The sequence below is a fragment of the Pectobacterium aroidearum genome, from assembly GCF_015689195.1.
Taxonomy (GTDB): domain Bacteria; phylum Pseudomonadota; class Gammaproteobacteria; order Enterobacterales; family Enterobacteriaceae; genus Pectobacterium; species Pectobacterium aroidearum.
The window spans coordinates 658,516-681,995 of the sequence record NZ_CP065044.1; the positions used below are offsets into that span (position 1 = coordinate 658,516).

At 53.2% G+C, this 23,480-nt stretch carries 24 protein-coding genes; 7 read left to right on the forward strand and 17 right to left on the reverse strand.

Annotation, left to right across the window (positions count from 1 at the left end; all coding sequences use genetic code 11):
* Positions 1-220 precede the first annotated feature (220 nt).
* From I2D83_RS02965 to I2D83_RS03015, 11 genes are all read right to left on the reverse strand, one after another.
* On the reverse strand, positions 221-2,233 hold the full coding sequence (locus I2D83_RS02965) for a DNA topoisomerase III (RefSeq protein WP_205947513.1): 2,013 nt from the start codon (positions 2,231-2,233) through the stop codon (positions 221-223).
* 316 nt (positions 2,234-2,549) lie between these two features.
* The gene (locus tag I2D83_RS02970) at positions 2,550-2,951 is read right to left on the reverse strand and encodes a single-stranded DNA-binding protein (protein WP_039551813.1); all 402 of its coding nucleotides are present in this window, start codon (positions 2,949-2,951) and stop codon (positions 2,550-2,552) included.
* Between the two features lie 61 nt (positions 2,952-3,012).
* The gene (locus I2D83_RS02975; RefSeq protein ID WP_205947514.1) at positions 3,013-3,573 is read right to left on the reverse strand and encodes a DUF3158 family protein; all 561 of its coding nucleotides are present in this window, start codon (positions 3,571-3,573) and stop codon (positions 3,013-3,015) included.
* Entirely contained in the window at positions 3,570-4,388 is an 819-nt protein-coding gene (locus I2D83_RS02980) for a PFL_4669 family integrating conjugative element protein (RefSeq protein WP_205947515.1), read from the reverse strand. Before I2D83_RS02980 ends, I2D83_RS02975 begins: the two co-directional genes overlap by 4 nt.
* Before the next feature lie 280 nt (positions 4,389-4,668).
* Positions 4,669-5,883, reverse strand: a complete 1,215-nt coding sequence (locus I2D83_RS02985; protein WP_205947516.1) for an STY4528 family pathogenicity island replication protein — start codon at positions 5,881-5,883, stop codon at positions 4,669-4,671.
* On the reverse strand, positions 5,880-6,443 hold the full coding sequence (locus I2D83_RS02990) for a DUF2857 domain-containing protein (RefSeq protein WP_205946736.1): 564 nt from the start codon (positions 6,441-6,443) through the stop codon (positions 5,880-5,882). The genes I2D83_RS02985 and I2D83_RS02990 overlap by 4 nt, the downstream gene beginning before the upstream one ends.
* An 11-nt stretch (positions 6,444-6,454) precedes the next feature.
* Positions 6,455-8,179, reverse strand: a complete 1,725-nt coding sequence (locus tag I2D83_RS02995; RefSeq protein WP_205947517.1) for a ParB family protein — start codon at positions 8,177-8,179, stop codon at positions 6,455-6,457.
* The gene (locus I2D83_RS03000; RefSeq protein ID WP_015730118.1) at positions 8,172-8,432 is read right to left on the reverse strand and encodes a type II toxin-antitoxin system HicA family toxin; all 261 of its coding nucleotides are present in this window, start codon (positions 8,430-8,432) and stop codon (positions 8,172-8,174) included. Before I2D83_RS03000 ends, I2D83_RS02995 begins: the two co-directional genes overlap by 8 nt.
* Positions 8,416-9,279: a ParA family protein gene (locus tag I2D83_RS03005; RefSeq protein WP_205947518.1), complete on the reverse strand. Its 864-nt coding sequence runs from the start codon at positions 9,277-9,279 to the stop codon at positions 8,416-8,418. The genes I2D83_RS03000 and I2D83_RS03005 overlap by 17 nt, the downstream gene beginning before the upstream one ends.
* A gap of 33 nt (positions 9,280-9,312) precedes the next feature.
* Positions 9,313-9,525 (reverse strand): AlpA family transcriptional regulator, encoded by a 213-nt coding sequence (locus I2D83_RS03010; RefSeq protein ID WP_015730120.1) that lies wholly within the window; start codon positions 9,523-9,525, stop codon positions 9,313-9,315.
* Positions 9,526-9,963: 438 nt separating this feature from the next.
* Positions 9,964-10,914, reverse strand: a complete 951-nt coding sequence (locus I2D83_RS03015) for a LysR family transcriptional regulator (RefSeq protein ID WP_232427863.1) — start codon at positions 10,912-10,914, stop codon at positions 9,964-9,966.
* 1,052 nt (positions 10,915-11,966) lie between these two features.
* Here I2D83_RS03015 and I2D83_RS03020 point away from each other — a divergent pair.
* The 3 genes from I2D83_RS03020 (at position 11,967) to I2D83_RS03030 (ending at position 14,685) form a co-directional block, all read left to right on the forward strand.
* Complete coding sequence (locus I2D83_RS03020) at positions 11,967-12,512, forward strand: hypothetical protein (protein WP_015841878.1); 546 nt, start codon at positions 11,967-11,969, stop codon at positions 12,510-12,512.
* Positions 12,513-12,760: 248 nt separating this feature from the next.
* Positions 12,761-13,993, forward strand: a complete 1,233-nt coding sequence (locus I2D83_RS03025; protein ID WP_241007266.1) for an MFS transporter — start codon at positions 12,761-12,763, stop codon at positions 13,991-13,993.
* Positions 13,990-14,685, forward strand: a complete 696-nt coding sequence (locus I2D83_RS03030; protein WP_205947519.1) for a YjjG family noncanonical pyrimidine nucleotidase — start codon at positions 13,990-13,992, stop codon at positions 14,683-14,685. The genes I2D83_RS03025 and I2D83_RS03030 overlap by 4 nt, the downstream gene beginning before the upstream one ends.
* A 124-nt stretch (positions 14,686-14,809) precedes the next feature.
* Here I2D83_RS03030 and I2D83_RS03035 read toward each other — a convergent pair whose 3' ends face one another.
* From I2D83_RS03035 to I2D83_RS03045, 3 genes are all read right to left on the reverse strand, one after another.
* Entirely contained in the window at positions 14,810-15,139 is a 330-nt protein-coding gene (locus tag I2D83_RS03035; RefSeq protein WP_181830270.1) for a type II toxin-antitoxin system RelE/ParE family toxin, read from the reverse strand.
* Positions 15,108-15,344, reverse strand: coding sequence for a TA system antitoxin ParD family protein (locus I2D83_RS03040; protein ID WP_039317656.1), 237 nt, complete (start codon positions 15,342-15,344; stop codon positions 15,108-15,110). The genes I2D83_RS03035 and I2D83_RS03040 overlap by 32 nt, the downstream gene beginning before the upstream one ends.
* A gap of 185 nt (positions 15,345-15,529) precedes the next feature.
* On the reverse strand, positions 15,530-17,176 hold the full coding sequence (locus I2D83_RS03045; RefSeq protein WP_205947520.1) for a DUF1963 domain-containing protein: 1,647 nt from the start codon (positions 17,174-17,176) through the stop codon (positions 15,530-15,532).
* 336 nt (positions 17,177-17,512) lie between these two features.
* Here I2D83_RS03045 and I2D83_RS03050 point away from each other — a divergent pair, with 336 nt between their 5' ends.
* Genes I2D83_RS03050 through I2D83_RS03060 form a run of 3 tightly spaced genes read left to right on the forward strand, consistent with a single transcriptional unit; the run spans position 17,513 to position 20,127 of the window.
* Complete coding sequence (locus I2D83_RS03050) at positions 17,513-18,532, forward strand: ABC transporter substrate-binding protein (protein ID WP_181830269.1); 1,020 nt, start codon at positions 17,513-17,515, stop codon at positions 18,530-18,532.
* 15 nt (positions 18,533-18,547) lie between these two features.
* On the forward strand, positions 18,548-19,312 hold the full coding sequence (locus I2D83_RS03055) for an ABC transporter permease (RefSeq protein ID WP_015841873.1): 765 nt from the start codon (positions 18,548-18,550) through the stop codon (positions 19,310-19,312).
* Positions 19,309-20,127 (forward strand): ABC transporter ATP-binding protein, encoded by an 819-nt coding sequence (locus I2D83_RS03060; protein WP_205947521.1) that lies wholly within the window; start codon positions 19,309-19,311, stop codon positions 20,125-20,127. The genes I2D83_RS03055 and I2D83_RS03060 overlap by 4 nt, the downstream gene beginning before the upstream one ends.
* A 70-nt stretch (positions 20,128-20,197) precedes the next feature.
* Here the strand turns inward: I2D83_RS03060 and I2D83_RS22300 are convergent, their stop codons facing one another.
* Genes I2D83_RS22300 through I2D83_RS03070 form a run of 3 tightly spaced genes read right to left on the reverse strand, consistent with a single transcriptional unit; the run spans position 20,198 to position 22,267 of the window.
* Positions 20,198-20,887 (reverse strand): MFS transporter, encoded by a 690-nt coding sequence (locus I2D83_RS22300; protein WP_241007267.1) that lies wholly within the window; start codon positions 20,885-20,887, stop codon positions 20,198-20,200.
* 32 nt (positions 20,888-20,919) lie between these two features.
* Complete coding sequence (locus I2D83_RS22305) at positions 20,920-21,363, reverse strand: MFS transporter (protein ID WP_241007268.1); 444 nt, start codon at positions 21,361-21,363, stop codon at positions 20,920-20,922.
* 19 nt (positions 21,364-21,382) lie between these two features.
* Positions 21,383-22,267: a LysR substrate-binding domain-containing protein gene (locus I2D83_RS03070; protein ID WP_205947522.1), complete on the reverse strand. Its 885-nt coding sequence runs from the start codon at positions 22,265-22,267 to the stop codon at positions 21,383-21,385.
* Positions 22,268-22,519: 252 nt separating this feature from the next.
* Here I2D83_RS03070 and I2D83_RS03075 point away from each other — a divergent pair, with 252 nt between their 5' ends.
* Entirely contained in the window at positions 22,520-23,137 is a 618-nt protein-coding gene (locus I2D83_RS03075) for a LysE family translocator (RefSeq protein ID WP_015841869.1), read from the forward strand.
* The last annotated feature ends 343 nt before the right edge of the window (positions 23,138-23,480 follow it).

Genomic DNA, 23,480 nt, shown 5'->3' on the forward strand with positions numbered 1-23,480 from the left:
AAAGCATCAGGAAACCCTTCATGGAGGGCGGAAGAACCGGATAAGGGGGAACGCGTCTGGTGCGTCCATGGATGAGTTGCCTTCTTGCCTCGCTGCCGGAGCATGGCGAGGTGCGCACGGTTTAGCAGAAGACTGGCGCGCCGGGATTCCCGCACGGGCGCGGGGGGTGAGGCCATGTCATCACAGAAGACGTGACATGGCTCTTTGGGTTCAGAGCGACTCAGGGCTCCCGGGAACTGCGGCTACGCTTGCGCGGCATGGCGCGTTTGTGTTTACCACTGTCGATAGGCTGAGAGCCTTTGCAGTCGGGGTAACGAGGACAAGACCAGAATGGCCCGCTCTTGCCGGTGCGTTGACGCATAGCGGTGCCGCATTCGGGGCATGCGGGTCCCTGTGGCACCTTGATAGACAGCGATGCTCCTCGATACTGCTGCACCAATTGCGTGATCCAGGCTGACTGCTTGTCGATAAAGACATCGAGTGTGAGCTGACCGGCTTCGATCATGTCCAGCGCCTGTTCCCAGATAGCAGTCATGCCTGGGTCGGCAATGGCACCGGGAACGGCGTCGATGAGTGTAAAGGCCGCATCGGAGGCGCGTACTGAACGGCTTTTCTTCAGCAGGTAGCCACGGTCAAGTAACCCTTTGATGATATTGGCGCGAGTTGCCTCAGTGCCGATACCCGTGGTGTCCTTCAGCTTTTGTTTGAGGCGCGGATCTGAGACCAGTTTGGCTACCCCCTTCATCGCCTTGACCAGTTCGCCCTGGGTATAAGGACGTGGCGGCGATGTCTTGAGTGCTTTACAGTCGATGCCAGTTATCTGGCAGGACAATCCTTCATGCAGCGCTGGCAGAACCTGGCTGCGTAGTGTGGTCTCGCCATCCTCATCTGGCCTGGGTTCAGTGAGCACCTGTCGCCACCCGATGACGACGATCTGCTTGCCGACCGCTTGCAGTGTTTCGCCCGTGCATGACAGGCGCGCGGTGGTACGGTCGAATTCATGTTGCGGCAGAAACTGCGCCAGATAGTGGGCACGGATCAGTTTATAGACTGCCTGCTCTTTGTCGCTCATCGCCGTGAGATTAGCGGGTTCGAGTGTGGGGATGATGCCGTGGTGCGCCGTGACTTTGCTGTCGTTCCAGGCACGCGATCGCTGATTGCGGTCTAGCTGGTCAACGATCGGCCTCAGGCCTGGATCGGTTTTGAGAAGACTGTCGAGTACCACCGGCACCTCGGCGAACATGCTTTCAGGCAGGTAGCCGGAATCTGAGCGCGGGTACGTCGTGGCTTTGTGAGTCTCGTACAGTGCCTGGGCGATTTCCAGGGTTTCCTGCACATCCAGGCCCAGTTGTTTGGAACAGATTTCCTGCAGAGTGCCCAGATCGAAGGGTAACGGTGGGCCTTCACGCAGGCGTTCCGTCTCGACAGACGTGACCTGTGCGCTGCCAGCAATACGCATGCGTTCGGCCGCTTGTCGGGCTAGGGGCTCCTGCAGACAACGGCCCGCATCGTCTGTTGCTGTATCTGGTGCCAGCCAGCCTGCAGTGAAAGATTGACCTGCGCTTGATAGCACGGTCTCGACTGTCCAGAACGGCACTGAGACAAAGCGAGCGATCTCGCGGTCGCGATCGACAACCAGTTTCAGCGTTGGGGTTTGTACCCGGCCAACGGAGAGTACGCCGTCGTAACCGGCCCGCCGCCCCATGACGGTGAACAGGCGACTGAGGTTCATGCCGATCAGCCAGTCTGCGCGGGAACGGGCCAGGGCCGAGAAGTACATCGGCAGAGTTTCGCCTGATGGTCTGAGCGCTGCCAGTGCTTTGCGGATCGACGCGTCATTGAGTGCCGATAACCAGAGCCTCTGGATAGGGCCGCGATAACCGCACAGTTCGATGATCTCGCGTGCGATCAACTCGCCCTCCCGGTCAGCATCCGTCGCGATGACTAGCTCAGTGGCCTTGCTCAGAAGGTCTTTGACGACGTTGAATTGCGAAGCGGTCTTTGATTTGACTTCGACACGCCAGCGCTCAGGGATAATGGGCAACTGCTCGATAGACCAGCGTTTGTACTGCTCGCCATAGGTTTCTGGGGGGGCGGCCTCAACGAGATGACCAATGCACCAGGTTACGGTGATACCTGAACCTGCGAGGCAGCCATTACCTCTTTGGGTGGCCCCCAGTACACGTCCGATATCTTTGCCCTGAGAGGGCTTCTCGCACAGAAATAGCCTCATAGAATTCTCTCGGCACGTGAATCATGCCGTCGAGTATTCCCGGCTGGAGAGTTTAAAATGATAAAGAATGCGGATTGCGAGCCAACGTATTTGATTTTCGAGTTTGATGCCAATCATCGGTGAATGGCACACCATTCGCATCCAGGCTGAAGGTGTATCAAGAGTGCGCCTGCGGCGGCTTCGGTGTCGAGAAAGGCCTACACTGGGCACTGCTCGTTTACGCAGCCAACTTCTTGTGCTGGAGCGCGCGAAACGCAATAGACCTCAGTGGAATAGGGGACGACCGCTGTCGGTGATCGTCCTGAAGTGCAATGTGTTATTCGGCCTGAGACACTGGATCTGCGGCCCCCGGCTTGGGGCTCAGGATGATAGCCTCGATCCGGTAAGGGAGGATACCAACACTGCGTGCATTGACTCGATAAGTCGTACGCGGATTGTTGTTCTCATCGGTCCAGTCATCTCGCTCTACACGTCCGCTGACCACGACTCGCATGCCTTTCTGGAACAGCTCGGCGAATTGCTCCGCGTCACGATGCCACCAGTCAACCGGCCGCCAGAAGCCGCCGCGATCTTCAAAGGCACCGCTCTTGCCGGGGACGGGGTTGTCGAAGTAAACGTTCAGGCGCAGCACCCGACGTGGTTCTTCGTTACCGTTGGGATATTCGTGGAACTCTGGCGCAGAGCCGATATTTCCCTCGCCGCTGAAATGTGTACTCATATTGATGACTCCTGCTTGATGTGAAAGGCCCGCACTGGAAAGACAATGCAGGCGGAAACCGTCAACGGCGTTGTGCCGATGCCGGATATTTCATGCGGTCTTCACCTGGATGTGGCTGGCTCAGATCTGCCTGATGGCCTGTCCGGCGCAGATAAACTTCGTCGGCATGAACCAGTTTGCTGGCGCAGTCCCTGGCCTGGCGTGTAAGTGTGTGCAACAGGCTAATCTGCATGTTCAGCACGGCTCGCTGGACTTCTATTGCATGTAAATCGCTGATGAGTCCGAGTGGCGTGGCCGGGTTGACCATCATCTCTTGCCACAGGGCCACGCCCATGCTGCTACGGTCGAGGTTGCGCCAGCGCAGAAAAGTGGTGCCTGCGCCAGTGGTTTGCTGGGCCAGTTGCGTCGGTAGCAGGTTGAAGGGATGGCTGCGTGCCTGCGCCAGAACCTGCCGCTGCGCCAGCACGATCAGGTCGTCGCGCAGTGCCTCGCATTGGCTGGCCCAGACTTCGAGTGCCCCTTTACCTTTAAAAGGTTTTAAAAGGCCTTTTAGGTAGCCTGCATGTTCCAACTGCTGGAAGGCGGTCTGTTCCAGCAGGGTGAAACGTGTCGATGCGCTCATGCGTGGTCATCCTCGCTATTTTGTGCACCTCCGGTTGGCTTTTCGCTGGCGCTGGCAGGGGCATCCGCAGGCTCGTCCTCGTGTGAGGGGGGGGGATTCGTGGTGCCTGAGTACGCCATATGCGTTTGTCCACGCCGGATCAAAGGTGGTGCGAAGCGTGAACGGCGCGTGCCTTCGAGTACGTCCTGCGGCAGTTCTCCGAACTTTTCCACTGCGGCACGGGCTGCGGCATTGTTGGCGGCAAAGTCGTCACGCTGGGTGCCGGAGTAGCGGTATTGCTGTGCCAGACTGAAGAGACTGCGCAGGGCATGGGCACCGTCGTTAAGCCAGCGTTCGAGAGTTGATCGGTCGATCAATGCGGTGTGGTGGGCCAGGATCAGGCGGCGGGCAAGATCGTCGTAGTCGGCCAGTAAATAGACCGCCATAAAGCCCAGTTGCGAGGAGACGAACAGTGGCAGCTTGACGGGTTGCACATTCATGTTTTCTCCAAGGCTTAGCGCGGACGGTACGTCTGCCAGTGCCTGATCCACTTGTTGGCGCAAGCTCTGGAGCTGTTCTTTGGTGAGCGCCAGCTTGTCTTCGATACGCAACATCCACCAGTCCGAGTAGGGATCATCCTGCTCGGCCCCGCGCTTGAGCTTGTTCATGATGGAGACAAATCCGTTCAAGCCGACGATGCCGGGTTTGCCTTCTGCGGCTGCGCGTCCGTGCCAGATACGCGATGCGTGGTGAGTATGCAGGGTCAGTGACATTGCACTGCGCAATGACCCCAGGTTCAATTGCAAGGATTCAGTGGCATTGTTTTCGTTGGCCATGGTGATGACTCTCCGTAGTGAAACGAGTCGTCAGCTTCGGCTGCAACGGGAAGGCCGTCAGTCATGAAACCGCACTGCTGGTCAGCCTGTTTTGCGAAGCGCCGGACGGCCTGTGAGGGAAGGCTGTGTGTGCAGCTATACCCGGGGTATAGGCGACGGTGGACGTCAGTGGACGATGCATGGCTATTTCTGCGTGAGTCTGTGCATCTCGTCTGGAAGGCTATGTATGCAGCTATACCCAGGGTATAGACAACTATGGATGATTGTGGACATGTCGAATTCAGGGGGTATCCAGCAATTTGCGCAGCCGTGCCAGATGGGCCAGTGCGACATCTCTGTTTGCCGCAGGCGGCTGCGGTGGAGGAGGTGCTTCACGTGGTGTGGTGGCAGGCGTTGTTTGTGTGTTGTCCTTCTGCCCAGCCCACGCTCGGAAATCACCACGCAGGGCTTTCTGGATAATGCCAAACAGATAGCCCGCAGGATTTCGAATGCTGGTTGTCGTGCACCGTGCATCCCATTCGTCAAGGACGGATTGGTGCAAACTGGGTTCAACCGACTGTAATGCGGCCAGTGCACCGGATTGCTGCTCAGCCTTGAGTGCCATAAAACGTTCCGGGAAACTCAGCATTCCAAGTTCTTGCGCACGCGGTACTGTAAGTATTTTTTTATTATTTTCTTTTATATGTACTGTACTTATGCTCTTCGGATTCCGAAGTGGGTTGATTTTGCTGGCGCTCAGGCCTGATTTGGAATCCGAAGTTAGGTCGCCATTATTCCGAAGAGGGGGCGTTATCCCTTCTTCGGAATTGTGATCGTTCATATCCTGTGGGTAACGTGAATCCATGCGCCAGTCCTGTGCGGCCAGACGCTGCGTCAGCACCTGCAATCGGGTTGGCAGTACCTGGTCGCTGAGCATCGAGTCCTGGGACATCTCCTGTAGCGTATACATGCCGACACGCTGGACAGATTTGCTGGCATGAACCAGAGACTGGCTGACCAGCGCCAGGTAGTCGGCGTCAAGCTGGATTGCCTCATAGGGTGTGAGTGGCTCATCATGCAGGACATAGAGGTTGCCCAGAATGCGGCCTGTTCGTGGATCACGTCTGCGTCTGACCAGGCTGATCCATCGGGTCAGGCGCAGCATCGTCAGGGTGCGTGCGACTGTTTCGTGAGACGCTTTGGCCGCACACGGCATGGAAGCGAGCCAGGGGGCGAGCTGATCGTACGTTGGCATCGCGGTGATACCATCTTCTGCGAGCATCAACCGGAAAACTTGCCAGCCGTTGCGTTCAAGCGGGGTGAGTCGCCCGTCCATCAGTAGTGCCCGTGGCACACTGTCGTGGTGGTTGCCGCTAAAGAGGAAACCATCCGTTGCCGCAGGCGATGAGGCGGATTGAACCGGTTTCGCAGATTGCGGTTGCAGACGGGAGAAAGCCTGGTCGAACAACTCATTCAGCCGGATGGGGCCGTTTGTGCGTGGCTGGCCACCCGTCATCTGGTCTGCCCTTCATCAATCCATCTGCGTATGGCACTCCAGATAACGGACAGCGGCAGATCCGTGGCTTCGGCAAGTTCCGCTGCGATATCCAGCATAGCCATATCGTCATTGAGTGCCACTTTTTGTGACTTGACTGCAGCAGACCAGCGGTGCCACAGATTGGTATCCTGCTCTTCGGTCAGAACCGGATGGCGACCTTTCCTTTTTGGCAATCCGATCACACTGCGGCGCAACGCGATTTCCTGATGGGTGAGCCCGAAGAACTTGCTGATAAGTTCGGTACTGGCACCCAGGCGCAAAAGCCGGTCGATTCTGGCGACTTCCTCGGTTACATCGTCGACCTGATGCAGGAGGCGACGCAGCACATCTCGGTTGACCACGACGGAGCACCAGGACACGTTGGCGTTGGCCAGCACGCTCGCCATGGCAGGATGTTTCAGTGCGTCAAGGTCGGTGTCATCGAATCCCATGGACTTGGCTCTGCGCAATTGGCCATTGCGCAGATCATGCAGTGCCTGTGCGATGACAGCCTGATTGAGAGGGTGTGGACCGGTCATGGCTGTGCTCCTCATGATCCGGGAATGACGTCGCCGTCATCCTGTGTGCCGTTCTCAATGTCGATCAGCCTGCGGGTCAGCCGTAGCAATCGGAACAGCTTCACCAGTGCGCTGTCATTGAGCCGCTGTGGTGCATCGTTGGCGTCATTGCTCGCGTCCAGTATCCCCTGCAACAAATGCCCAAGTAGCCCAAACCGGATTGAAGACGCGGTATCTGAAAACGGATGTGTGGCGGGCAGATAGGGGGCGCTCAGAGCGTGCAGCAGCGCCAGCACCATGGATGCTGACGTATCTGTGTTGACACGGTCATCGGCGCATTTGCAACTGAATCCGATGCCATTTTCGTATGGCTCAATAGCATCTTGCGCGCCGACTTCATGGGCGATTTCTGCGGCAAACTGCGCAATATGGGTGCGTAGTCGAGAAGGTTCATCCAGTGATGCCTCAATGTGCCAGATATCGGTGATCGGATACAGGCTATCGGCCTGGATAGGGATGGATTGCAAGACATTGCGTTCGAAGTCCGGCAGGGTCTCGCCAGTATGGCCGGCGACCAGTCGCTGAATCGACTGCAGCCGTTCGGTTGTGCCAGCAGGAGAAACAACATGCTGTTGCAGTAGCGTGGCATGCCCGTCGTTTCCTGCCGCAGATTTGTCTTGTGAGGTGCGGCCAACAGGTTCAGACGGGGGCGATGCCGGTTGTGTAGACGCCTTGCTGGTCGTTGATGGCTCGATGTTCCTGGGCGACGTGGATTCCGATGTCACGCCGGGCGGCGTGACGGGTAATGGCGTCTTCTCTTGCAGCGTCGATGCCCCAGGCTCAGCCGATGGTGTTTCATTGCTGAGTAACTGCCAACGCCGATCGGTGTCGGTGATCTCGAATGCCAGCGTGTCGTATTCCATCTCCAGCAGATCGGCCATTTGTCCAATCAACTCATCCTGTACGCGCTGGACACTGAAATTGCCCGGTGTGCTGTCGAACATCACCAACACATCCTGGAACAAGGTGGTGAAGTCGATGTGGTGGTGTGTGTTGGTGCTGCGAACGGACCAGGCCCGTTCAGCAGCACGCCGCAGGCTGGTCAACTGCTCTACCTGATGCCTTCCCAGCCCGGCATAAAGCACAGTAGGGATGGCCGGAAGCAAGTATTGAATGGCCTCTTGCATGCGACTGATATGGGGCTGGGGGACAGGGTAGCCATCGGCCTTGAGTCGGCGGGCCAGCTCTGACTGTGACAGTGATTTCCCGGTCTCTTCTTCATAAAGCTCCCGTGCTTTATTGACGCCCAGGGCACGTTCAATAAATGACAGGCCACCGTGCAGCTCGTTCTCAGCCAGATGCCCCGTTAATGCGATGATTTCACCGCGTTCCGGCCATGGGCGGAACAGGCATGGAATGCGGAAAAAGCGTTCGTCTCTGGTCTCAGTCCAGAGTTCGCGCAGGATCGAGAGTCTGGTATTGCCTCCGTTGCGAATGATATAGCCCTTTGCCCCTGGGCGCTGAGTGATGGAGGGCGGTGAGTCGAGTCCGCGCTCGCGTATTGAGGCTTTGATCTCGTCGTAGAGCGGGTTGCGCGTTAGTCGTGGATCAAGCTCATACGGTGATAGCTCATCGAGCGTGATAACCATTGCAGTTTCTGCAATAGGTGCGCTCAACACCTCTGCAATGGGTGCTTTGCTCGTGAAGCCTTCGCTCAGAAGTTTGCCGGCAAGGTCTTGTACGGAAATATCAGGCATGGTGGCCTCCCTTGTCAGGAGAGGATTCGTCAGTAGCAAACTGGTGTTGTGTTCGCCGTAGTAAGGCGCGCGCATTACGCCCGGCACGATAGTCGCTAGCTGTCGAACTGGTGAAGATCGGTGGCATACCGGGCTTGGTGAACTTCAAATGCCCACCAGAGGTACGCACAACCTCCCAGCCTTCTTGCAGTGCGTATTCGATCAGCGGTAGTAGTTGCTTGTGGCCTTTAGCCAGTTCACGAGCATTTGACATGGGCATGCCCTCCGCTGGTTTTTCCTGTGACCAGTGCGAACTGCTCACGCCACTGGGGCAGCAATTCGGTTGCCAGACTGCACATGATTTCTCGCGCAGAGCGGGTCTGGCGACCATAAGGCCTGATACGCTCAACGCGATGTGCCGGCAGACCACGAGTCGCTGCACGGGGAAACGCTTCAATTGCGGGTATCTCGGTGTCCAGAATGTGGATGCCCGCTTGCTCCTGAAAAATCAGGCGCAAGGTTTTCTGGATCATACGGGCATTGGACGACACGGCAGGCACGCGATTGATCAGCAGGTGTAGCGGTGGAGGTGTAATGCCCAGATTACGATAAGGCGCGATGTCTGCGATCAGTTGCAAGGTTCCCCGACGTAGCTCCCGAGCGGCGAGTATTTCTGGCGTGACAGGCGAAATGGCTTGTTGCGATGCCAGTAATGCCATCTCCAGCAAGACGGTGCGTGCTCCCTGCGTATCAATAACAACGAGGTCGTAGTGTGGCTGGAATACAGGCAATAAGTTGTGCAGCCTCAGCCTGCCGTCCGGAGCGTGAAGCAGCAGCGTGTGCAAATGCCGGTGTTCATCGTTGGATAGCACAAGGTCCAGACGATCAATGGTGGTACGAGAGACAATCTTTCCCAAGTCCTGCTCGTTGAATGCCAGTAGCTCATAGATGCCGCCAGGGGCGGGGCTCAGCATCTCATAGTAAGAGGACAGCGTAGGCTGCATATCGAGATCGAGTAGGAGTACGCGCAATCCTGCATCGGCAACGAAACTTCCTAGGTTGGCTGCAATGGTTGTTTTACCCACGCCACCTTTTGTCGAAATAACAGAAATCACCTGCATGGTCTGCTCCTGGTAATGAGTGACTGGGAGCAGTCAGGCGCGTTCTTTGAGACGATCAGTGATCCACTGATCGATTTCGGCAGAGTCCCATCCGACGGCGCGGACGCCGAGGCGCAGAGCCTTGGGAAACTTACCTTCCTTCATCAAATTATAAATATGGGCCCTTTTAAAGCCTGTTTTGGCTTCAACTTCAGCCCGGCGCAGGATACGACGCTCAGGAACGGGATGAGTGTTTTGTTGGAACATGATAGTCACTCCTTAATGCTTGGTAGCGCTTATTGAGGGTGATTGCCATTAAATCGGCAGCATCAATAGGCCTCATCAAACAATAGGAACGAGCTGGTCACCGCTTTCTTGCCGCAACAGGTGCGAGATTTGATTTAAGCCAATGTTCGCTCGCTCCGGAAAGGTGACAATATTGGTTATCACTTCCAACTGATAAAGCGTGCAGACGATCAACATTCCTGATTTATAAAAATGAGAAGTTGGAATACTTTGTTTTCTATTTATTTGCGGACAAAAAATGTCTGAGATGAATTTATGTTGGTGGCTGGCTTATTCTTCAAGCCTTGAGAGCTATGCGTACTCGTCCAACATACTTGTGTGACAAGTGTTTTTGATGTATTTGAAGGACTGTTTCTGTCATAAAAATGACAAAAACAGTCCTTTTGTTTCATTTGTGTGTCACGGGGTTCTGGTATGTGAGAGGTGCGGAAAGCTTGGCATTTCTCCGATCGTGACCGCCCGGCTGATGAACCGCTCCAACTCCGCTGATCGTTCCCTCTCTGTGGTTACGGCAAACGTGGCTGTGCTGGGAATATTGTCTGCTGCTTCTCGGATAATGACATTTGGATGGTTATAGAGAGCAATTTGGGATTCAAGTCCGATACCGATCCCATAGCCTGCTGCAACCAGCATGATCATGGGCTCATGTCCTGAAACATATTCGGCAATATTTGGTGTTGGAAATGACGGGTTGCTGAAAAAATGTCGAGTCAGGTTATATCCACCAGTACACTGCTCGGGGTGGCAAAGCACTAGCGGATAGCGAAGTATCTCTGAGTCAGAGATTTTTTCTTGAGAGAGCAGGGGATGGTGAGTCGGTATCGCGATGGCTGGGCGATCTGTCCATACAACCTCTTTGAGGTATCCCGGTATGATTGAATTATCGACGGTAAAACCTACATCAATTTGATCGTGGCTGAGAGCCAATAACATCTCGCTGACGGTCATTTCAGTAATCCTGATTTCTGTACTCGGTTCTTCTTCTCGACAGCGCGCGAGCAGTGTCGTGAGCCTTGGTGGGGCCAGGCTGTCTGCAAGCCCAATACGCAATCGGCCACGGTAGCCTTGCGAGGCCGAGCTAACTCGTGTTTGGGCGTTCTCTATAAAGGCAATGATGCGTTGAGCCTCTTCACGAAACACTTCACCCGGCCAGGTTAGCCTGATGCGGCCTTTGGACCGATGAAGCAGTTGAACCCCTAGATAGTTCTCCAGTTCCTTGATGGCTCGGGACAGAGGGGATGGTTCGATATGGACTCTGGCAGCCGCGCGGGTGAAGCTTTGTTCTTCGGCTACGATCAAGAAATATCGCAGGTGGCGTATCCTCATATTTACATACTCCTTTCTTTCCATTGGGTATTGGTTCCTTTTTATGGAGGAAGGCTCCGCTGCGCGAATGGTATGCATTCGCGATATTGATCTACATTTGCGGGCACCCCATGCTGAAATGCAGCCTCAGTTGGTGATGAGGATGTAGGGCATCTCATAGCTTGCTAAGCCGAGTCTTTCTCAGAGGGGATAGGTGTCAAAGCAACTCGGCTGTGAAGCATCGCTCATGCTAAGGCTGTCTCTTATAGGTGTTTGTTCACAGCTTGTGCGTTTTTTGCCTATAGATATGGATGACGGGGCGGGCTGGTAGGGTGTAGCACTTGTTTGATGTTGGCTACAGAGGGGGGCACTTGATGGTTGGTTTGCCTTGTTGAAAGGGCTTGGTGAGGTCTTTCTGGACCATGTCTGGTGGATGTTGTTGGACGTGTATGACGCTGTATGGAAAAAAATTTAGGTTCCGACTTGCCAAGATCTAAGTTCTAGTCCATAATGCTGTCCATCCTATCTAGGGACGTCGGGAAACTCTTTCTAAAACAAAGAGATAACGGGTGGGTTTAAGACTCGTTTCCCGCTCCAATCTTTTAGTCTCTCTTTTGTTTACATCACCAGTTTCCTTACTGTATCTAAAATCTATTCACTCTTTTCCGTTGTGCAACCAACCGTTGGTACGCTGAGTCGCTTCCTTGTCTGGCGACATACACCGTTGCTCTACTCGATGAACGCCGTTAGCAGTGCGTTCGAGCTGTGCCTTTACCGTTGATATTGTAGATTAATTATTTTATTAAATACTTAGCTTGGTTATATTTATTCTGATTCCTTTTTATATTTTATTCTCTGCGTGGATTGGATTTTGACGTAATATCAAAATTTGACTATGTTTATAACCAGAATGCATTTATAAAAATCACATCATCTAAAATGATTAGTGTTGTTATTTTTTTAGTGATTTTTCTATTCAATTCTATCTGGGAAATATCATTTAAATCCCATGAATCATTCCGGCTATTTATTTAATAAATAACGGGTTGTTATCATGGATCATATGGTTATCCCTACAGATAAAAGAGGATGGAAAAATGAAAGCAATGAATAGCACTATTTTACATGTTGTAGCGACGGCGGCTTTAGTGATGAGCGGGGTTGCTCAGGCTGATGACACGGCAAAAGCACATACCGGAAAAGAACAAGTTGAATTAAAAAATATTCACGCTGTCCTGCAAAATGGGACGCCTAGCCCACAGCACGATGCGATGTGTGAGAAGCAGCTGAATATGCCTGAATCCAAATACGTCGGCATGAAAGTGACAACAGAATATAACATCGATACCCAGTCGATGATGATGTCGGCAAAATCCATGTTCCCTTCGCCACACAGTACACAACCCATGGAATTAACGGCCGATTTATCCCCTCTCGGTTTAGCTGATAGCTACTCATTTGGTGCATTTAAACCTAGTTCCTTACCCAATGCTTATATTATTTTCTCTGTTGATAAAAAAATGAAAAACCCGGTGAGCACTTTTATGGTTATTAATGAAAGTGAAACGTATAACTGTGTTATTAGCAGTTCGACGCACGGGTTAAGCAAAGAGGCAATGAAAAGCCTTGAAATGAAGAAATAGTCATTTTTTATTTTCTACCGTAAATTGCAGGTAATCACCTGCAATTTACGGCTATGTGTATAGCTCAGGCTGTTATTTAGTGGTTGGCCAGGAAGTTTCATTGCATCAGAGAACCTTTCCTCCTGAAAGCGCCAGTGAGGCAGCGCATCATGTTACCTGTTTGTATACGGATGTAGTGATATCATCTCTGTTCAGGTGGCAAAATTCAGAGTGCCACGACAGGTCCGTGTTACAGGTGAATAATCATTTTGAGTGCAAATCGAATCCAAACCCCGTCTCTCCCCGTGTTAAAGCTCCTCGCGCTTGCGACAGCGGCGTTTCTGACCTTACTGGCTGAGATCATCCCAGCAGGGCTTCTCAGTTCGATTGCGACGGGTCTTACTGTCTCTGAAAGTCTGGCCGGCCAGTTCATTACCGCGTTTGCTCTGGGAGCGCTGTTATCGGCGATTCCCGCGACGGCGCTGACGCGCGGCATGCGGCGTAAACCTCTGCTGCTCATCGCGATTAGCGGATTTGCCGTCGTGAATGCGGTGACTGTCGTTTCAGATAACTACATTTTATCGCTGGCTGCCCGCTTTGTTGCTGGCTTGTTCGGTGGTGTGGTCTGGTCGATGCTTGCCGGGTACGCCTCCCGTATGGTTCCCAGATGGTTACTCGGGCGCGCCATCGCCATTGTCGGCGCGGGGTCTACGGCTGCGCTGGTGCTTGGTGTACCGATTGGCGGCCTTCTTGGGTCAGCGATCGGCTGGCAGGGCGCATTTGGATTAGTATCGGCGATTGCGGTGCTCCTTGTTGTCTGGATTGCGCTTTTCGCTCCCGACTTCCCAGGGGAATCGGCGGATAAGCGGTTATCGCTGCCTCAGGTTGCTTCCAAACGCGGCGTTGGGGCGACGCTGGCGCTGATTCTCACCTACATCGTCACGCACAACATTCTGTATATTTACATCGAACCTTTCCTCGTGGCTTCCGCTATGGGGGATTGGCTCAACGGTGTGCTGTTCATCTTCGGGGCGGGGGCGGTGTTTGGCCTTGTGCTGTCAGGCATTATCGTCGATGGTAACCTTAAGCGTCTCGGCCCTGCCGAGGTGCTCTTATTCGCTGCGGCGATGCTTCTTCTGGGTCTTTGGTCCGATGTACTGCTCATTCTGTTTCTGGCTGTCTTTATGTGGGGCATCTCTTTTGGGGGATTCTCCGTCGTCACGCAAACGGCCATGACTCACCTTTCCTCTGATGCCGTGGATGTCGCACAGTCGATGTCTACCACATCGTGGAACACGGCCGTGGCCACGGGGGGCGTTATCGGAGGGCTGCTCCTCAGCAGCGCAGGGGCGAACGCGTTTCCGTGGGTGATGATTGGGCTATTGACGCTCTCCTTCCTTGTTGTGATTCTGGGCGTTAACCGCGCGCTGACGGCTGCGAAGCCCGCGCAGTCCGTCTCCACCAAAAGTGATTCCTTGATTTCGAGTAACCAACATTTATGAAATACCGCCATTTCCTGTTTGACCTTGACGACACGCTATTGGACTTCAAAGCCTCTGAGCGTCTTTCGTTCGCGCGTACGCTGACCAATCTTGGTGTCGATATTGAAAATACGAGCCTGTTTGCAGACTATCAGCGCGAGAATTCCCAGCTATGGAGCGAGTTTGAGAAGGGGGGAATCACCAAGGATTTCCTGAAAGTAGAACGATTCCGTCGCACTTTCTCGCTTCATGGCATTGATATCGATCCACACAAGGCGAGCAACCGCTATCTGGAGTGCCTGCCTGAAACTGTGGTGCTGGTGGATGGCGCGGTGCAGCTATGCGAAGCGCTTGCCGAGATCGGCGAGGTTGGCATTATTACCAACGGCATTGAGTATGTGCAGGCGCAGCGGGTGGCGAACTCGGGTCTGGCGGACTGGCTGACGTTTGTCGCGACCTCTGAAGCTTGCGGGTTCGCCAAGCCGGATGCGCGCTTCTTCGAGTTCTCCGCCAGCAAATTCAGCTCATTCAAAAAAGCCGAGGCGATCCTCGTGGGTGACAGACTCGATGCCGATATTCTGGGGGCGAACCTCTACGGTATTGATAGCTGCTGGTTCAATGCTGGCGGAGCCGCCAACGATTCGGACATCGCGCCGACCTACGAGGCCGCAACGCTACAGGATGTGTTCACGCAGCTCAGTACCAGTTCTTAAGCCCGTACCATGCCGCATCGACGACAATCACCACGATTAATTCGCGGTGGGTTGTCGTTGCTCTCTGGTTGTCAGTTTCCTGAATAAGAAAACTGTTCAAGATAAAAGGAGCGTCTGAGACGAGTTACTTAATAAGCTTTAAGTCGGCTTTTCTGTGACGCTTTTGATCATCATAGAAATTTTCATGTGAACCGAGGCTCAATAAATATATTTCAAGTTTAGCGTCAACCCAGCTATAACTCAGGAGATATTGCTGGTTACTCATATAAAATTTATGTACCCAAAGATAATTCAGATCACCCTTTTTACGCTCACCAATCTCAGGTTCGTCAATGATAAGTTCAATCTGCTCATCGACGATTTTCTGTTCTTGTTCTGTCAGAGAGGCAAATTTTTTCTCAAAACGGCGTGACTGATATATCTCAAGATTTTTCCCGGTCTCTTCTGCGCACATATTTTGTCATTCTTCCATTGTCGATTTCTGATTTCGCCAGCAGGATTTCGTTGATGAAGGAAAAAGGTAATTCAGGGTTATCTTCAGCAATACGGCCAATTTTAGCCCAGTACTCTATTTGCTTTGGCACGCTTCGGCTCATTGCTTCTGCGTGCACTTTGACTTCTTCAACAAAATCGTCATCCAGGCGGATGCTTGTTGCCATATTTCTGTACTCCACTATGTAGTCACCACAGCCTCTTAGTGATGGTTTTGATGATACGTCACCTTTCGACGCACTACAGACTTTAGTTTGCGACAAATTGTCGCAATGCGCAATCTATTTTCTTGCGGTAGCCCGAAACATAGTCATGTCTTGTCTCTGCGACTGTTTTCATGAAATGCACGTCCTTAGTAATCGCAGACCAGAAATACTCGGTCAAAGCGCAGGGCTGCAAGGTCGGTGCGATGGATGATGAAATTCAGCATGCCGTCATCCCACTGAAATTGTCCGTCCAGACAGACCTGAAACAGTACCAGCCAGTCCTGCGCTTCGCCGCCCAGTTGCTGTGCTGCCTGCAACTCTGGCAATTCATGCTGGCTGAAGCCACAGCCGTTGACTCGGGCAATACCCTGATATTCAGGCAACCGGGCATCAGGCGGAAAGTCCGATGGCAGCATCTCCTTTTCGACCATCCAGGCGAGTTGCTCTTCCGTCGCTTTACTATTAGGTAACAGATTGAATGCCCCCAGTTGTCGTAACTGCCAGGCGTAATATTGTGCACAGCCAAGACGGGACAGCGCATCGTCATACGCATCATCATGCAATGCTGCCTGCTGTTCCTGACTCAGACGTGAGCACAATAGGGCGTCAAGATGGGGGTTCTGACGCAATGCGTAAAAGCTGGGGACGGCGACGCTGGTTCTCGGATGCAGTTGAAAGGCGGTTTTTTGCCCGAGTGTCTTTTCGTCATTGAAGGCCAGGTCGGCAAAGCGCACGCCGCTGCACAGGCGTGCGGCATCCTGCACATAGATGACTTTCCCTCTGGTTGTTACAGGGCTGCTTCCGCATTCCAGAAAGAAGAATAGGGTTCCCTCGCGCGGCAGATAGTCCTGTAACGGAGCTAAAGCGCGGCAGTCTAGCTGCGCAATAAATTCCAGCGGTACACGGTAAGTTTGTGTGGCGTCATCCCAAGGGAAGATACAAATATCTTTTCCATCTTCACTTTCTTCCCAGCACTCCTCATATTCGAGCAAGGTGTCTTCAGCAACGTTGACACAAGGATAGGGGATATCGACAGGCAAATCCGGCATGCCGCCCAGCCGATGATGGCCCAGCACAGTCTGGTCGTCCTCTGCGCCATGATAGAAATCGACGCTGCTGCGTAATGTGCCAGCCACCGCATGGGCTATGGGGGTGATGGTATCCGCTGAGAGCAGCGCATCCACAAGGTGCCGCCGTAACTGAGAATGTTCCGCCAGCAGCGGGTGCAAGGCTCGATCTATGGGCACAGGAGGAAAGGTTGGCGTCTCGGCTGTCTTTCCCTGCTTGTTTTCTGGAATGGCGCGGGTCCCTGCTTCTTCTTCCCCTAATGCTTTTCGATGGCGGCTCAATGCCATCTCTGGGGTTGTGGTGACAATCCGCAGGCTGCGCAGCGCGGTTTCTAGGGTTTTGAAATGTCCTTGTCGCCGATCCTGCGGGCAGTATCCCCCAGCGAAAAGGCAAACCGTGTCCGTTAAGCGGATAAACGCGAACAGGTAGGCGAAGCCGTAAATCCCTTCAGCCGTCATTAACAATGCGCTGTCGTTTTCGAGGGTTAACGTCTTTTCCTCAAGCCAGGTGAGTTTGCCATAGCTTTTACCGCAGAAAGCGCGATATCGCTCTGCTTGCCCCGTTTCTACTTCATACAGCAGTTCCCCACTCACCGGGTAAATGTTTAGCGCAACGACGCCGTCGTCAGTGGCGTACTGGCCGAGTGCCCCTTGCCCTATCTGCTCAATGGACGTGAAATTTGAGGGAAAATCGATGGATAAAACATCCGTGTGCATGATTGGCATGACAGTCCCTAACGTAGAAAAGAATATCGCCTCTGATGGGGTTTTTATGATGCCACATTTGTCTGCCTCAGCAAGAAGGCAATGTGCTGATGGCCGAGTCACTCTGCATCACTCGTAATGCATTTTTGTAACGTTTTGCCTTTTTTTGGTGCGCTAACGCCACTGGAACAGCGTATTTGCTGGTTTTTTTGGCGTTGATAAACATGGCACGGCCTGTGCTTAGTCTTATATACCGTCTTGTGTACAAGATGGCGCGACTCAGGCAATCGACCTGATCGGTTTTTTCAGGTTGGTGATGATCAGCTGTTGTTAGCTCACCGTTGAAGGGGGAACACAATGAAAAATAACAATGACAAGATCGATCGTAAACGCAGGCAGTTAATGAAGTGGTCAGCGGTTAGCGCAGGTGCGCTGACGCTAAGCAGCCTGCTGCCGGGCATGGCTTTTGCTGCCGAAAGTGAAGAAATCCGCATTGGCTACTGGCCGATTGTGGGCGGTTTGCCTTTATACGTGGGCGTTGAACGCGGTTTTTTCAAAGAAGCAGGGTTGAATGTGCGAGCGGTGAAATTCGCCAGCCCGCAACAGATTGTCGAGGGGATGATTACAGGACGTATACACGGGTGTGCTAACGGTACGGCAACCGGCGCATTGGGATTAGGCGAGATTACCTCACCCGGCTTGTTCAAGATCATTTGCTCGAACCCGTCAAATCATCAGATGGTATTGGATGAATTTCTGGTGCCGTTGAACAGCGATGTAAAAAGTATCGCGGAGTTGAAGGGCAAACGTATCGCCTGTGGGCCGGGTATTCAGAATGTGGTGATGACCAAAATCATTCTGGAGAAAAACGGCTTTACGGCGGATGAATTGCGCGTGACCGAATTGCCGGTCGGGCAGCATGCCGCGGCGCTGGCCGCCGGTCAGATTGATGGTGTTTATACGCTGGAACCCACGGGGACGGTGGGCCGCCTGAAAGGGCTGTCGCGTACGCTGGAAACTGGGGTGATCTCACGCTATGTGCTTGGTAACCCTGATGCACCGTGGTTTGGCGGTGCGGCGGCATTGAATAGCGGTTTTATCGAAAGCCGAGCGGCAGAGGCGAAAACCTTCACGCAGGCCTATGCCAAATCAGTGCAGTTTATTCAGCAGAACCCAGAAGCGGCGCGCGAGCACATTACCGGGTACACCAGCATTGAAGCCGAGCTGAGTAAAGAGGTGCCGCTGCCGGGGTTTGTCATGTATGACGAACTAAAAGGCGACAATCTGGCGTGGTTCCAGAAGTTTTATGATGTGTTCACCGAAAGAAAAATCTTCCGGCAGCCGGTAGATGTCAGCAGCCTGATTTATCAGCCTTAAGGGAGATGCTTGATTATGCGCCAGCACTGGACGTCTAAATTATTACCCGCTGTCGGTCCGATTCTGCTGTTTCTCTTTTGGCAGTTGGCGGTCAGCGCGAAATGGCTGAACCCCATTTTATTACCGTCGCCGGTCGACACGTTGAGCTATATGTTCCAGTCCTTCGCGGATGCCAGCATGCGTACGGATATCGGCGCGACGCTATACCGTACCCTCGCCGCATTTGGCTTTGCGGCACTGATTGGCGTGCCGCTCGGCGTTATTCTCGGCAGCAATGAAAAGATCTACCGTAGTCTGGAGTTTCTGATCGATTTCTTCCGATCTACGCCATCGTCGGCGCTGATTCCGCTATTTTTGCTGATTTTCGGGATAACCGACGCGAATAAAATTGCCATTTCGGCCTTTGCGGCCGTGCTAGTGATTCTGTTCAACAGCGCCTATGGCGTGATGAATGCCAAGAAAACCCGTCTGATGGCGGCACAGGTCATGGGGATCTCTCGCTGGCATATTTTTAAAGACATCATGCTGCTGGAAAGTCTGGCGCAAACTTTTGTCGGCTTGCGTACCGGTGTATCGATGGCGTTGGTGATTGTGATTGTCGCGGAGATGTTTATTGGTTCGGAAACCGGGCTGGGGCATCGAATTATCGATGCACAGCAGGTGTTCAACATTCGGGATATGTACGCTTCTATCTTGATTACGGGCGCACTGGGATATCTGCTTAACGTGCTGTTTCTTATCGTAGAAAAACGAATTGTTCACTGGAGTGGCAAAGCATGATGACACATCATAACGCGCAAGTGGAAAAACCGGATACCGCGCTGCCGCCTTATCCGGCACCGAATACCCACGTCACTATTCGTGGCTTGAACAAGTCGTTTGCAGGTCAGCCGCTCTATACCGATCTGAATCTGGATTTGCCGCGCGGCAAGATCGTGTCGATTTTCGGGCCAAACGGCTGTGGTAAATCGACGCTGATGAACATGATTGCCGGGCTGATTCCCGTTGATAGCGGCGATATCCTGTTTGATGGTAAAACGCTGGCGGAAACCAGAATTGGCTATGTGTTTCAAAACTATCGTGATGCGCTTTTTCCCTGGATGAGTGCCTGGAAGAATATTGCTTATCCGCTGGTGCGTAGCGGCATGCGGCAGCAAGACGTTCAGGCGCGGATGGACGAACTGATCGCGATGTTTGACATTCGTTTCGATCTTCAACGCTATCCGTATGAGCTTTCGGGCGGGCAGCAGCAGACCGTGTGTATCATGCGTGCGCTGGCGACGGGGCCGGAAGTGATGTTTTTGGATGAGCCGTTCTCCGCGCTGGATTTTGAAATGACGCTGTTCATCCGCGACAAGCTGCAAGAGGTTCAACTGGCGACTGGCGTGACGATGGTCATCGTGTCACACGATTTGGAGGATGCGGTGTTTTTGGCGGATGAAATTCTGCTGCTGACGCGTCGACCCACGACGGTGTCGGAGATTGTTCCGTTTGATTTAGCGCGTCCACGCGGTGCGGAGGCGATGAGCGATCCTGAGTTCATTCGCGTCAAGGCGCACACGCTGGAGGTGTTCAAACGCGAAATGGCCGCATAAGCGACCTTTCTGTCGTATCTCTTTCAGGTTCACCAGGCTGTAGCGGGCTTAGTGAACCTGATGCCTACGTTTACTCTTCCCCCAAAGAACGCGAGACGCGTGTTTTTCTTAATACGCCCTGTATGCCGACAAACAGCACGCCAGTTAACAGCAAGATGGCGATCAGACCGTCGTAGCCATAGAACGTAATGGCGGCACCGGAGAACAGTGGCCCGCTGATACTGCCCGCAGACCACAGCAGCCCCAGAAGGGAATTCATCACGATCAGTCGCTGACCAGCAAACCGCTGACCCGCGCGAACCAGAGACAGCGTGTAAAGACCGCCTGCGGCGGCACCCAGTGTGATACAGACGGGAACCAGAAGTGTAGGGGAGGAAAACGAGAAGGTGATAAATACCAGCATCACACAGAAAAGGATGCCGCAGCCGATGTGGGTTCTGATGATGCCACATTTGTCTGCCAGCCAGCCAATCGGCGTCTGAAATACGGCGTCGCCCAGAAAGATGAGCGTAACCAATAAGATCGCGGATTTTTCATCTAAGCCCTGTTCCATGCCATAAAGCGGAAAGAGTGAAAGGATGCTGGCATCGAAGAAGGAAAAGCAGAGTACACCAGAGGCGATGGCCGGGAGAAAAGGGATCAAGTCCCGATAAGATGCCGAGGATGATTCATCTGCCCGCACCATCGTGGCGCAGTTCCTCAGCATGAACGCACAGGCGGCGGAGATGCCACAAATCAGCCACAGAGCATAGGTTTGCATGTGCTCGCCAGCGGCGATAAGCAGCGGTCCTATCAACTACACCCTGTGAAAACGGCGGCATACAGCCCCGTTAGCGTCGCTTTGTGTTTGTCTGAAGCCCGACTGGTGACCCAGGTTTCTCCCAGTACCACCAGAACTCCCGAAGCAAGCCCGGTTAGCAGGCGGGGTAAAATGAGAGAAACAGGGTGTGACAGCAGGAATGAGGCAATCGTTGATGCCGCCAGAATAATCAGGCTGCCGGAGAGCAGATAGCTGGCGTGCAGGTGGCGGCTGAGCCACGGCGTAACGAAAGAAGAGAGCATCATCCCGGCCGCCGGAAGGGCAGCCAGAACGCCGAGTGTTGCCGTGCTGTGCCCGTGCTCGGCTAGCTTCAGGCTGATGAGCGGCAGGGTGTACCCTGTCACCAGCCCCACAAGCGAGGCGGCGATAATCATGTTCAGTGTCGTGAAATTGGTATCACGGGAATGTGCTGTCATTGTCTTTCCAGTTGCGGGTTTAACAAGCATCCTCAACCCCGGAAAGGCAGGTGGACACTTCCTGCATTAGCCAGGTATGAAATCGTACGTACTTCTCATTTTGCTCAAGAGGGATGGGCGACAGTAGATAATACGCAGAACCATCCTGCGCAAATCCGTAGGGGGCATGCAACTGTCCGTTCGCAATCTCGTCCTGCACCATCAGGAAGGATGCCATTGCCATGCCCAGCCCCGAGACTGCCGCCTGAATACACAGATAGAAGTGCTCGTAGTCCGATCTGATGCTGCCTTTGATGGACACGTGCGTCTTCCGTTGCCAGGTTGCCCACGCTTTCGGTCGCGTTCCGGTATAGAGCAAACGCATCCCTTCCAGACTGTTTTTGCGCTCGGCTTTGTCGCGGCTCACCGGCCCCATCCACTCGTCACATACCTTTACGCCATGTGTTTGCGGATCCCAGTGAAAATCGTCACGCCGCAGGGCGAGGTCAACGCCACTACGTACAAAATCAATCGGCCCGCCCGCCGCAACCAAATGAAGTTTGATATCGGGATTTGCCTGATTAAACGCCGGTAGCCGTGGAATCAGCCATTTCATGGCAATCGTCGGCTCGCATGACAGCGTCAGCACGTCATCCTGCGCACTCTGCTGGAGTCGATATACCGCGCCTTCGAGCTGTTCAAAAACGGACTGCGTGACCGTATGCAAAGAGCGGCCTGCCGCATTCAAAAAGATCGCCCGGTTGCGTCGTTCAAACAGCTCAACTCCCAGCGCTTCTTCCAGCAATCTGATCTGCCTGCTGACAGCACCGTGCGTGACATGCAGGGACTCGGCGGCTTTAACAAAGCTACCGGTTTGTGCGGCTGCTTCAAAGAAGCGAAAAGAGGCTAACGAGGGAAGTTTCATATGCACGATGAAATTTGACAGATTTGCACCAAGATAAATCGCTTTTTTGCCACATGCAAACGCTGAATAATCAAACTGTCCTCAGACGATAAGAGGTGTAATTGCCTAAATAGTGAGGGTTTATCGTGGGTTTGGCATCGTTGATAGCCGTATTACGTCAGTCATCTTTGCATTCCTCTTTTAGCCGGTCTGTCACCTATCTGTGCAAAATCATCGTGAAAAAAGATGGCTTGCCGAACAAGGAAAACGTTAATGAATGAGTTAATTGCTGTCGCGACAATCACCATTTTGGCGGTGATCAGTCCGGGGCCTGATTTTGCCATGGTGACCCGCAACAGCTATGCCTTTGGTTTACGCGCCGGGTTAATCAGCGCGTTTGGCATTGCCTGCGGCGTCCAGATTCATGTGATGTATACCGTTTTTGGCATCGCGGTATTCATTGTCAGCTCCCCAATACTATTTATGGCGATGAAGATTCTGGGGGCGTCATATCTGATTTATCTGGGGTACAAGTCGTTAACCAATACGACAAAAATAACCGTAGAGGAGGCGTCCGGTCATGCGCCATCAGCGCTTGCCGCGTTTCGCATGGGCTTTCTCACCAATGCGCTTAACCCGAAAACCATGCTGTTTGTCGTCGCCACCTATACCCAGATCGTACAGCCCGGTAGCCCAATGAGCCATAACGTTGGTTACGGATTATTCATGTCGGTGGCGCACTGGGTCTGGTTCAGCATTGTAGCGCTGTTTTTTGCCGCACCGGCTATGCGTCGCCGGCTGCTCGACAAGCAACGTCTGGTCGACAAAGGCATCGGCGTTGCACTGATGGCGTTAGGTGCTTCTCTGGCATTGACCAAAATTACCCTGTGAGGAATGACGGCGGTGAATAACGCCGTCTGTCATACGTCGCGCTCCTGAGCGGCATCGTGCGGACATAAATAAAAAATGGAGAATTAGGCAAGAAAACAAGCGGAATGCTATACCTGTTTGCTGGGGGAATTGAGGAAAATATACCCGTCATACTTTAAGCTGCTTGTGCGTTGGCAATACTCGGCTCATCTCTGAGCCTCGCCCTAAAGGGTCAATGCAGAGCGTTGTTCAAAACGCTAACGTTTTGTCACGCAACTCGAATTATTTAGGGTATAGCGTGTTTTTCAACGTCATCGGTTTCTCAACGCCATCAATTTCTCAACATAATTGGTTTCTCAACAGA

What these genes read in the sequence shown, in the direction of transcription:
- I2D83_RS02970 (WP_039551813.1), bottom strand. Translation starts at nt 2,951, where the DNA reads ATGAGTACACATTTCAGCGGCGAGGGAAATATCGGCTCTGCGCCAGAG.
- I2D83_RS22300 (WP_241007267.1), bottom strand. Translation starts at nt 20,887, where the DNA reads ATGCAAACCTATGCTCTGTGGCTGATTTGTGGCATCTCCGCCGCCTGT.
- I2D83_RS03030 (WP_205947519.1), top strand. Translation starts at nt 13,990, where the DNA reads ATGAAATACCGCCATTTCCTGTTTGACCTTGACGACACGCTATTGGAC.
- I2D83_RS03070 (WP_205947522.1), bottom strand. Translation starts at nt 22,267, where the DNA reads ATGAAACTTCCCTCGTTAGCCTCTTTTCGCTTCTTTGAAGCAGCCGCA.
- I2D83_RS03050 (WP_181830269.1), top strand. Translation starts at nt 17,513, where the DNA reads ATGAAAAATAACAATGACAAGATCGATCGTAAACGCAGGCAGTTAATG.
- I2D83_RS02965 (WP_205947513.1), bottom strand. Translation starts at nt 2,233, where the DNA reads ATGAGGCTATTTCTGTGCGAGAAGCCCTCTCAGGGCAAAGATATCGGA.
- I2D83_RS03055 (WP_015841873.1), top strand. Translation starts at nt 18,548, where the DNA reads ATGCGCCAGCACTGGACGTCTAAATTATTACCCGCTGTCGGTCCGATT.
- I2D83_RS02985 (WP_205947516.1), bottom strand. Translation starts at nt 5,883, where the DNA reads ATGACGGGTGGCCAGCCACGCACAAACGGCCCCATCCGGCTGAATGAG.
- I2D83_RS03005 (WP_205947518.1), bottom strand. Translation starts at nt 9,279, where the DNA reads ATGCAGGTGATTTCTGTTATTTCGACAAAAGGTGGCGTGGGTAAAACA.
- I2D83_RS02975 (WP_205947514.1), bottom strand. Translation starts at nt 3,573, where the DNA reads ATGAGCGCATCGACACGTTTCACCCTGCTGGAACAGACCGCCTTCCAG.
- I2D83_RS03075 (WP_015841869.1), top strand. Translation starts at nt 22,520, where the DNA reads ATGAATGAGTTAATTGCTGTCGCGACAATCACCATTTTGGCGGTGATC.
- I2D83_RS03015 (WP_232427863.1), bottom strand. Translation starts at nt 10,914, where the DNA reads ATGGAAAGAAAGGAGTATGTAAATATGAGGATACGCCACCTGCGATAT.
- I2D83_RS03045 (WP_205947520.1), bottom strand. Translation starts at nt 17,176, where the DNA reads ATGCCAATCATGCACACGGATGTTTTATCCATCGATTTTCCCTCAAAT.
- I2D83_RS03010 (WP_015730120.1), bottom strand. Translation starts at nt 9,525, where the DNA reads ATGTTCCAACAAAACACTCATCCCGTTCCTGAGCGTCGTATCCTGCGC.
- I2D83_RS03040 (WP_039317656.1), bottom strand. Translation starts at nt 15,344, where the DNA reads ATGGCAACAAGCATCCGCCTGGATGACGATTTTGTTGAAGAAGTCAAA.
- I2D83_RS03000 (WP_015730118.1), bottom strand. Translation starts at nt 8,432, where the DNA reads ATGTCAAATGCTCGTGAACTGGCTAAAGGCCACAAGCAACTACTACCG.
- I2D83_RS03035 (WP_181830270.1), bottom strand. Translation starts at nt 15,139, where the DNA reads ATGTGCGCAGAAGAGACCGGGAAAAATCTTGAGATATATCAGTCACGC.
- I2D83_RS02980 (WP_205947515.1), bottom strand. Translation starts at nt 4,388, where the DNA reads ATGGCCAACGAAAACAATGCCACTGAATCCTTGCAATTGAACCTGGGG.
- I2D83_RS03060 (WP_205947521.1), top strand. Translation starts at nt 19,309, where the DNA reads ATGATGACACATCATAACGCGCAAGTGGAAAAACCGGATACCGCGCTG.
- I2D83_RS03020 (WP_015841878.1), top strand. Translation starts at nt 11,967, where the DNA reads ATGAAAGCAATGAATAGCACTATTTTACATGTTGTAGCGACGGCGGCT.
- I2D83_RS22305 (WP_241007268.1), bottom strand. Translation starts at nt 21,363, where the DNA reads ATGACAGCACATTCCCGTGATACCAATTTCACGACACTGAACATGATT.
- I2D83_RS02990 (WP_205946736.1), bottom strand. Translation starts at nt 6,443, where the DNA reads ATGACCGGTCCACACCCTCTCAATCAGGCTGTCATCGCACAGGCACTG.
- I2D83_RS02995 (WP_205947517.1), bottom strand. Translation starts at nt 8,179, where the DNA reads ATGCCTGATATTTCCGTACAAGACCTTGCCGGCAAACTTCTGAGCGAA.